7 protein-coding genes are annotated in these 8,331 nt (G+C 46.5%); 3 read left to right on the top strand and 4 right to left on the bottom strand.

Features of this window, described 5'->3' with window-relative positions:
* From PLH26_RS17735 to PLH26_RS17720, 4 genes are all read right to left on the bottom strand, one after another.
* Nucleotides 1–347 (bottom strand): acyl-CoA dehydrogenase family protein (locus tag PLH26_RS17735; RefSeq protein ID WP_324587371.1); only part of this gene is annotated, 347 nt, incomplete at its 3' end.
* Nucleotides 348–523: 176 nt separating this feature from the next.
* The gene (locus PLH26_RS17730) at nt 524–1,045 is read right to left on the bottom strand and encodes a KdsC family phosphatase (RefSeq protein ID WP_324587370.1); all 522 of its coding nucleotides are present in this window, start codon (nt 1,043–1,045) and stop codon (nt 524–526) included.
* 44 nt (nt 1,046–1,089) lie between these two features.
* The gene (locus PLH26_RS17725; RefSeq protein ID WP_324587369.1) at nt 1,090–1,359 is read right to left on the bottom strand and encodes a type II toxin-antitoxin system RelE family toxin; all 270 of its coding nucleotides are present in this window, start codon (nt 1,357–1,359) and stop codon (nt 1,090–1,092) included.
* Nucleotides 1,359–1,568: a RelB antitoxin-like protein gene (locus PLH26_RS17720; RefSeq protein ID WP_324587368.1), complete on the bottom strand. Its 210-nt coding sequence runs from the start codon at nt 1,566–1,568 to the stop codon at nt 1,359–1,361. Before PLH26_RS17720 ends, PLH26_RS17725 begins: the two co-directional genes overlap by 1 nt.
* A gap of 332 nt (nt 1,569–1,900) precedes the next feature.
* Between PLH26_RS17720 and PLH26_RS17715 the strand changes: the two genes are divergently transcribed.
* The 3 genes from PLH26_RS17715 (at nt 1,901) to PLH26_RS17705 (ending at nt 7,951) form a co-directional block, all read left to right on the top strand.
* Complete coding sequence (locus PLH26_RS17715; protein ID WP_324587367.1) at nt 1,901–4,015, top strand: right-handed parallel beta-helix repeat-containing protein; 2,115 nt, start codon at nt 1,901–1,903, stop codon at nt 4,013–4,015.
* Nucleotides 4,016–4,463: 448 nt separating this feature from the next.
* Nucleotides 4,464–5,882 carry a 3-keto-disaccharide hydrolase gene (locus PLH26_RS17710; protein ID WP_324587366.1) on the top strand — a complete coding sequence of 473 codons (1,419 nt, stop codon included), beginning with the start codon at nt 4,464–4,466 and terminating at the stop codon, nt 5,880–5,882.
* Between the two features lie 14 nt (nt 5,883–5,896).
* Complete coding sequence (locus PLH26_RS17705) at nt 5,897–7,951, top strand: plastocyanin/azurin family copper-binding protein (RefSeq protein WP_324587365.1); 2,055 nt, start codon at nt 5,897–5,899, stop codon at nt 7,949–7,951.
* Nucleotides 7,952–8,331: the final 380 nt, after the last annotated feature.

The raw sequence follows: 8,331 nt of genomic DNA, 5'->3' as shown, positions 1-8,331 counted from the left end.
TACTCATAAATGGGGAACATTACCAGGCTGCCCTGTACAGAAGCGGTAGAACGTACGCCGCTGTCGCCTCTTTCCAGTTCCTGCATCATCAGCCCGTAGCTGGTATAATCGAGCCCGCCACCACCGTATCCGGCAGGAATAGTGGGACCAAAGCAACCCAGCTCTCCCAATTGTTTTACGATATGCTCAGGAAAGCTGGCTTTCTGGGCATAATCTTCAATAATAGGGGATATCTCCTTTTTTACATAAGCCCTTACAGTTTCACGGATCATTTTCTGCTCTTCGGTAAGCAGGTCATCCAACTGCAAATAATCAGGACTGGTAAACAGGTCGGTTCGTGCAGCCATGGCAACAACTTTAAAGTGCCGCTAAGATAGGTAAATAAAGCCCGAAGCCGGAATTTCGAAATTCGAATGAAAGCACCAAAAAGTAAATAACAAGAACCCAATAGAATACAGATCCGAAGTATAAAATCCTAAATCCGAAGCTATCTCAATTTCAAATCTTAAATCTCAAATCATCCTCACACACTCCTCACCCCCGTATCCGCCTCCCAATGCCCGTTAATCTTTAATACTTTTTCTATTACATCTCTCACGCAGCCTTTGCCGCCGCTCCTGGGAGAAATATAGTGTGCTATGCTTTTGATTTCGGTAACGGCATCGGCAGGGCAGCAGGCAATTCCCGCGGACTGCATCACTTCAAGATCGGGTATATCATCTCCCATATACAGCACTTCGTTTTTATTGAGCCCGTGCTGCCTTATGTAGGTATGGAGCTGCTCTTTTTTATGTTGCACCCGTTGAAAAACATCGGTAATACCTAAGGTGGCCAGTCTTTCCTGCATGGGCAGAGAATGCGAACCGGTAATGACTGCTATCCTATAGCCTTTTTTCACTGCCAGTTGAAGTGCATACCCGTCTTTCATATCCATGCGGCGAATATGTTCATCGCCGGGGAAAATCCATATGCTGCCATCGGTTAATACGCCGTCCATATCAAATATAAATGTAGTAACAGATGAAAAACGTTCAAGTATGTTCATTTAATAGCGCTTAATGCTTTATAAGACCAACGGTGATCATGCGCTTAAAAGTAAGGAATATCCGGCGATTGGGCAGCAGTTTCGTTATAGACGGGCATACCCAAAAATAGTATATCGTCAAAAATATCGTAGATAATTCGGTAGTCCGTTACACGGATACGATAACCATTCCTGCCTTTTAGCTTTTTATAGCCTGCAGGACGCGGATTATGCGCAAGGTTGTAAATAGCTTTTTTAATGTTGGAATAATATGGTTCGTTAATTTTTCCCAGGGTTTTAATTGCCCGTTTCTTTAAGCTTACCTGATAAGCCATTACTTTGCCCTGCGTTTAGCTTCAATCATTTCAAAAGCATCATCAATAGGAATGGAAGGCTCATTAGATTTTTTTGCTTCGTCATAAAGACGAATGTCTTCCAACTCTTCCAGTTCTTCCATAATGGCTTTAAAATCCTTTATAGGAAGCACTACAGATATTTTTTTACCTGTGTTGTCAGTGATATATTGGGGGGGTACTGTAAGCATATGAGAAAACAATTGTTTTAAGAAATCCCGGCACGTGTCTCCACGTGCCGGAAAGGGGGGAGACTCAAGTTTATCCTCTTTATCTTCTAAAAAACTTCATGACCGTCACGGCTTGTGTTTCATGATGGCAAGCCGGAAGAAGCTGGTTCGTAGACACGAACCAGGGCGGTAGCGGGATGCGGGTTTTTATGCAGACCCCGGCGCAACCCCATTCAGCCGCCGCCGTCCCGCTTGTCCCCGAAGGTAAGCGGAAAGAATATTCTCTGGCTAAAGCTTCCTCCTGCCTCTTGGCAAAAAAACTTATTTTTAGCTCATCAACAATAGTACTACTTGTGAAACAAAACTTTTGGTTTACCCTCTTCCTGCCGTTCAGCTTTTTATTATTTCAAGATGCAGTTGCGCAAAACATTTACATAGCGCCCGGTGGCAACGACAGCAACCCCGGAACCGCTGAGCAGCCGCTGGCAACGCTTACCGCGGCAAGGGACCGCATATGCTTATTGCGAAAGCAAGATCCTGATGCCCAACATGCATGGCAGGTGATCATTCGCAAAGGTGAGTACATAATGCCTGAAACTTTAACGCTGACGGTTGAGGATGGCGGTACGGAGATATCTCCCCTGGTTTTTAAAGGAGAGGAAGGCGCGGTTTTTTATGGCGGGTTTTACCTGAACAGATTTGAAAAGGTATCGGACAGCCTATGGAAGACTGATGTTCCGGAAGTGCGGCGGTATGGCTGGCGCTTTGAGCAGCTATTTGTAAACGGAACGCGTGTAACCAGGGCACAAACGCCCAACAAAGGATTCTACTCCCCGGTATCGGTTAAAGAAACGGTTATTGTTAAAGGAGATGGGCGGGCGCCGGAGCTGGCGGTTCAGCAAATTAAAATTCCTGCAGAGGCTGCAAGCCAGGTTAAGAATTTAAGTGAGGAAGATTGGAAAGACGCGGTGATCACTTTTTACCATCACTGGGACAATACCAAAAAACATGTTCAGTTCTATAACGCCGCCGATACTTCCATTTACATCAGCGGGCAAGGCATGAAGCCATGGAACCCTATTACAACGAAGTCGCTGTTTGCTATTGAAAACCTGCAGCCGGCTTTGGATGCCCCGGGCGAATGGTTCATAGAACGCTTCGGCACATTGTATTACCGTCCCCGGCCGGGTGAAACCATAGAAACAACGATAGCTATGGCGCCTTTGCTGGATAAATTCATTGCCATATCCGGTAATGAAAAAACCGGGGAAAAAGCCAGTAATATCCGTTTTGAAAACATTGCTTTCAGGGTTGCCGGTTATCGTATGCCGCCATCGGGTGTGGAACCTGCGCAGGCGGCTGCGCCCATAGCAGCCAGCATTGAAATGGATTTCGCGAGCCGGGTATCGTTCGTTAACTGCGAAATTTCGGGTACGGGTGGCAGTGGTATCTGGTTCAGGAGGGCCTGCGACAATGGATTGATAGAACATTGCTATTTGCACGACCTCGGCGCAGGCGCTGTTAAAATTGGTGAAACCGTGCTGCGTGCCAACCCGGGGGAAGTAACGCACCATATAAAAGTGGTGAACAACATAGCCCGGTCGGGCGGACATGTGTTTCCCTGTGCAGTGGGCATGATCATCTTTCATGGGAGTGATAATGAGCTGCTCCATAATGAAATTTCAGATTTCAAATACTCCGGCGTGTCCGTGGGATGGGTATGGGGATATACACCCAGTCCTTCCAAACGCAACCGGGTGGAGTATAACCATATCCACCACCTGGGGTGGGGTGTATTGAGCGATATGGGCGGTGTATATACATTGGGTGCATCACAGGGAACTACTGTAAGCAATAATGTTATTCATCATATTTATTCGCTCGATTATGGCGGATGGGGCTTGTACACAGATGAAGGTTCGGAGGGCATTACCATGGAAAACAACCTGGTGTATAACTGTAAGAGCTCAGGGTTTCACCAGCATTACGGGAAAGAAAATATCATCCGCAACAATATATTTGTTAACAGCATTAAAGCACAATTGCAGGCCACCCGTGTGGAAAAGCATCTTTCATTTTCATTTACCAATAACATTGTTTATTTCAACAGCGGAACTTTGCTGAGCAGTAACTGGCCAACGGTTAATATAAAAACCGATGAAAACTGCTACCGGGATACCCGCAGCAACGATATCCTCTTTGGTAGAAAAACATTTGCAGCATGGCAGCAGGAAGGAAAAGACAAACATTCGGTTATTGCCGACCCCGGATTTAAAGATGTGAAAAATTTTGACTTCCGGATTACAAACAAAAGGATCATCAACAAAATAAAATTCAAACCCTTTGATCATTCCAAAGCAGGAGTATACGGAACAGATGACTGGATACAAAAAGCAAAGCTTGATGCTGCAAGAGCCGGGGCATTTGACCAAATGGTGGCAGAGCATGAAGCGAGGGCGGCTGAATAGGGAAGGGTTGGGTGAGAAAGGGAAAGGGTGATGGTGAGAGGTGAAACGAGAGAAGTGAAAGGAGGCGAATGTTTGAAGAGGGGAGGGGTGGATGAATATTTCACGCAGAGAGAAGTGAGAATTTTATGTTTATCATTTCCTGGGGTGAGAAGCATTTTACGGGAAAGTGTGCATAGCAAACGCATCTAAATTTGGGAAAAGCCGTAGGCTCAACACTTTTGTAAAGCTGTGCTTTGGCACGGTTGTGAATGAATCTATAAAGAAGAGCGTGCTGCCGGCACGGTTCATAATGGCAGGGAGTCTGCAACGCTTTATAATTTTTAAATTAGCTGCATTTACCTTTGAAAAGAATAACGCCGGGAAAAAAATATTTCTATAGTTTCGCTATCCTGTTTTAAAACAACAACAGTTGTAATCATTTCAACTTTAAACGTATAATACAATCAGAATGGTCAAAAGACGAATGTACCTCCTCTTCCTGGGTGTACTGTTTGTATGCATTGCTTATGCACAGGAACAGCCGGGCTTTACCACAATTTCCCTGAATGATCTTGAGGCATTTGCCGATCCGGGTGGCAACTGGTCGGTTGCATCGGATGCCGTAGCAGATATCAATAAAGACGGCGAACTGAAGCCTGTTCCCGGAACAGGGGCGCTGGTCAATACGGTTTCCAAAAAGAACAGGATGCACCTGGTAACCAAAGAAAATTTTGGTGATGTGGAACTGGAGCTGGATTTTATGATGGCTAAAGGATCCAATTCCGGCATTTACCTGCAGGGGCGGTATGAAATACAGTTGTTTGATAGCTGGATGGTGCAGCGGCCTTCCTATTCCGATTGCGGCGGCGTATACCAGCGCTGGAACAATGATAAGAACACGGGATTTGAAGGTTATGCACCACTGGAAAATGTAGCCCGGGCTCCGGGCTTATGGCAACATTTGAGAATACAGTTCCGTGCACCGCGCTTTAATGACCAGGGTGTAAAAACCGCGAATGCACGATTTGAGGCCGTGTACCTTAACGGCGTGCTGGTGCAGCAGCAGGTAGCGCTGACGGGGCCTACAAGATCTCCCCTGTTTGAGAAAGAGCAGGCCACAGGACCTTTAATGATCCAGGGCGATCATGGCAATGTGGCGATCCGCAATATTCAATACCGTTCTTTAACTACAGCAAACGACACGCCTGAAAAAGTAAAGATCGTTAATCCTATTATTGTCCAGCCTGAAGCAAGACCCTACCTGTTGCGCAGCTTTTTGAGCTATGGAAAAAAAATGATCACACATGCCATTTCTGTAGGGGATCCCAACGGGGTAAATTATTCTTACGATTTAAAAACAGGGGCATTATTGCAGGTATGGCGCGGGGAGTTTGCCGATGCTACCGACCTCTGGCATGAAAGGGGAGAGCCTTACCAGCGCATTGTTCCGCTGGGTAGTGTGATCAGCTTATCAGATGCCCCGGCATTAGCCGTTCTGCCCGATGCAGTAAATACCGCGTGGCCCGATAGCGTATCTTTTGACGATGTGCAGAATAGAGGATATACACTGGATGCAGGCAGGGCGCCTTCATTCCGGTACAGCATACACGACGTACAGGTTACCGATAAAATTTCAGTGCCGGATGCATCGGGACTTGTAAGAGCACTAACGGTTGCCAATCCGCCTGCCAACTTTTACTACCGCATTGCGGCAGCTAAAAAGATAGAACAAAGCAAAAAAGGTTTTTATGCTATAGATGATAAGTCATACGATATTTCAATTGATGAAAAACTCCGGCCGTTTATACGGCAGGCGGGCGCAAACCAGGAATTGCTTGTTCCGGTAAATAAAGCCGGCGCTGTAATAACCTATTCTCTCATCTGGTAATTATTATAAAGATCATGACAATATTATATTCCATGTTATCCCGCTTATTAAAACGTATGCTGTGTCTGGCATCATGCATAGGTGTTGCTGCACATCTGTTTGCACAGAGCCAAACGGATACTGCCATACATGTTCAGAAAGAAGAAGATTTTTATACCATTCAAACGGTTCCTATACCCGAAAGCATATTGCTGGAAGTGGGGGGCATGACTTTTTTGCCCGATGATGCGCTGGCTGTATCTACACGCAGGGGTGAAGTGTGGATCATTACCAATCCCTATATGAAAAACGGCGTCCGGCCGCATTACCGCCTGTTTGCGCAGGGGATGCATGAGGTGCTGGGCTTGAATTATATCAATGGAGACCTATATGCAGTACAACGGTCGGAGCTTACGCGTTTACGTGACCTGGACGGCGACGGGGAAGCAGATGAATACGAAACAGTGTACTCCTGGCCGTTAGCAGCCAATTACCATGAGTTTTCCTATGGCCCGGTATTGGACAGGGACGGGAATATGGTACTTACCCTGAATCTTGGTTGGGTGGTAGATCATGGGGAAAGCTTATCCAAATGGCATGGATGGATGATAAAGATCACGCCCGACGGAAAAATGAAACCCTTTGCTGCCGGTATGCGCTCACCTGCTGCTTTTGCGGTTAACGATAAGGGGGATATTTTTTATGCCGAAAACCAGGGCGACTGGGTAGGTTCGGGTAGCATTACCCATGTGGCCGAAGGCGATTTTGTTGGCAACCCGGCAAGCCTCGTATGGTCGCACCTGCCCGGATCTACGGTTAAACTTAAGAGAGAAGACATTCCGGATACGGGCGAGCCCAAATACGATGTAGCCAGGCGTGTACCTGGACTAAAGCCGCCATCGGTATGGTTCCCGCATACGGTCATGGGTGTTTCAACCGCGGGCATTCTCAATTACGATGTAAAGGGAGAGATGGGACCTTTTGAAGGTCAGCTGTTTGTTGGCGACCAGGGTCAAAGTAAAATCATGCGGGTATACCTGGAGCAGGTAAAAGGTGTTTACCAGGGCATCGTATTTCCTTTCCGGGAAGGTTTTTCTTCAGGCATCCTCCGGCTCAACTGGGGGTCAGACGGCAGCATGTTCGTGGGCATGACATCACGCGGGTGGGGTTCTACAGGCAGGGCGCCTTATGGCTTACAACGGATGGTATGGAATGGAAAAACTGCTTTTGAAATGAAGGCAGTGCAGGCCAAACCCGATGGATTTGAAATTGAATTCACCCAACCGGTTGACGAACGGTCGGCCCGCAATGCGGCATCTTACCGGATATCAAGCTTTACCTATAAGTACCATCACAATTACGGCAGTCCGGTTATCAACCAGGGAAGTTGCCCCATTAAAGCGATAGCGGTTTCGCCCGACCGGTTAAAAGTACGGCTGGTGGTAGATAGCTTAAGGCTGGGGTATATTCATGAAATAAAAGCGGAAGGTGTGCTTTCTGCAGAGCGCAATACATTGTTGCATGATTTTGGGTTTTATACACTCAATCAACTGCCTGATGGCGACAAGTTGGTGATCACGGCAGAGAACAGGGTCAATCTAACCGCACCTCAGCACGGGCACAGCATGCAGCACGAAACGGCAAAAGCCCCGGTGGCCGCATCAAAAGCTGTTGATATTAAACACAACACGAAGCAGCCTGCTGCCTGGACAAAAGGACCCGACCACAGCATCGTTATAGCCACCAAACCCGGTTTAAAATTTGATGTGGAAATGATCACCGTTAAAGCGGGCTCAAAAATAAAGCTGCTGTTCAACAATAACGATGATATGTTGCACAACCTGGTGATCACCAGGCCAGGCGCTGCCGACAATGTGGGAGAAGCCGCGACCAAATTGGGTTTGAACGGCGAGAAATCGGGTTTTGTGCCTGCCGGCCCGAATATATTGTTTCATACCAGGTTGCTGGGGCCTACAGAAAAAGAAACTATTTATTTTACTGCACCCGCACAGCCCGGCGACTACCAGTACGTATGCACTTACCCGGGGCATTATGTAGTGATGCGGGGGGTGTTAAGGGTGACGAAGTAAGATTGTAAGATGGTAAGATTGTAAAATGGCAAGATTGTAAGATGCCAAGATTGTAAAATGGTAAGAGGGGTAAGAGGTTAAAACATTGCATATGCTTTATGCTTTTACGGCCTTGCGTTTTTTACAATCTTACCATCTTACGGTATTACCATCTTACGGTATTACAATCTTACGGTATTACAATCTTACGGTATTACAATCTTACAGTCTTATATATCAAAACCGCGTATATGAAAAAACTTGGAAAAAGAATATTATTACTTACCGCAAGTCTGTGCACATTATTTATGCTGCAAAACAGTGCGCAACCACAAAAGGGAAAAATTAAGCTGCTCATCATTGACGGCCAGAATAACCACGGCAACTGGCCGCAAACCACG

The sequence above is a fragment of the Agriterribacter sp. genome (assembly GCF_035444585.1).
Lineage (GTDB): Bacteria > Bacteroidota > Bacteroidia > Chitinophagales > Chitinophagaceae > Agriterribacter.
The sequence above is the reverse complement of the archived record's forward strand: the minus strand, read 5'-3'. Positions and strand labels throughout refer to the sequence as shown.

Excerpts from the sequence above, each read along its gene's own strand:
- PLH26_RS17730 (WP_324587370.1), bottom strand. The coding sequence starts at position 1,045 with ATGAACATACTTGAACGTTTTTCATCTGTTACTACATTTATATTTGAT.
- PLH26_RS17725 (WP_324587369.1), bottom strand. The coding sequence starts at position 1,359 with ATGGCTTATCAGGTAAGCTTAAAGAAACGGGCAATTAAAACCCTGGGA.
- PLH26_RS17720 (WP_324587368.1), bottom strand. The coding sequence starts at position 1,568 with ATGCTTACAGTACCCCCCCAATATATCACTGACAACACAGGTAAAAAA.
- PLH26_RS17710 (WP_324587366.1), top strand. The coding sequence starts at position 4,464 with ATGGTCAAAAGACGAATGTACCTCCTCTTCCTGGGTGTACTGTTTGTA.
- PLH26_RS17705 (WP_324587365.1), top strand. The coding sequence starts at position 5,897 with ATGACAATATTATATTCCATGTTATCCCGCTTATTAAAACGTATGCTG.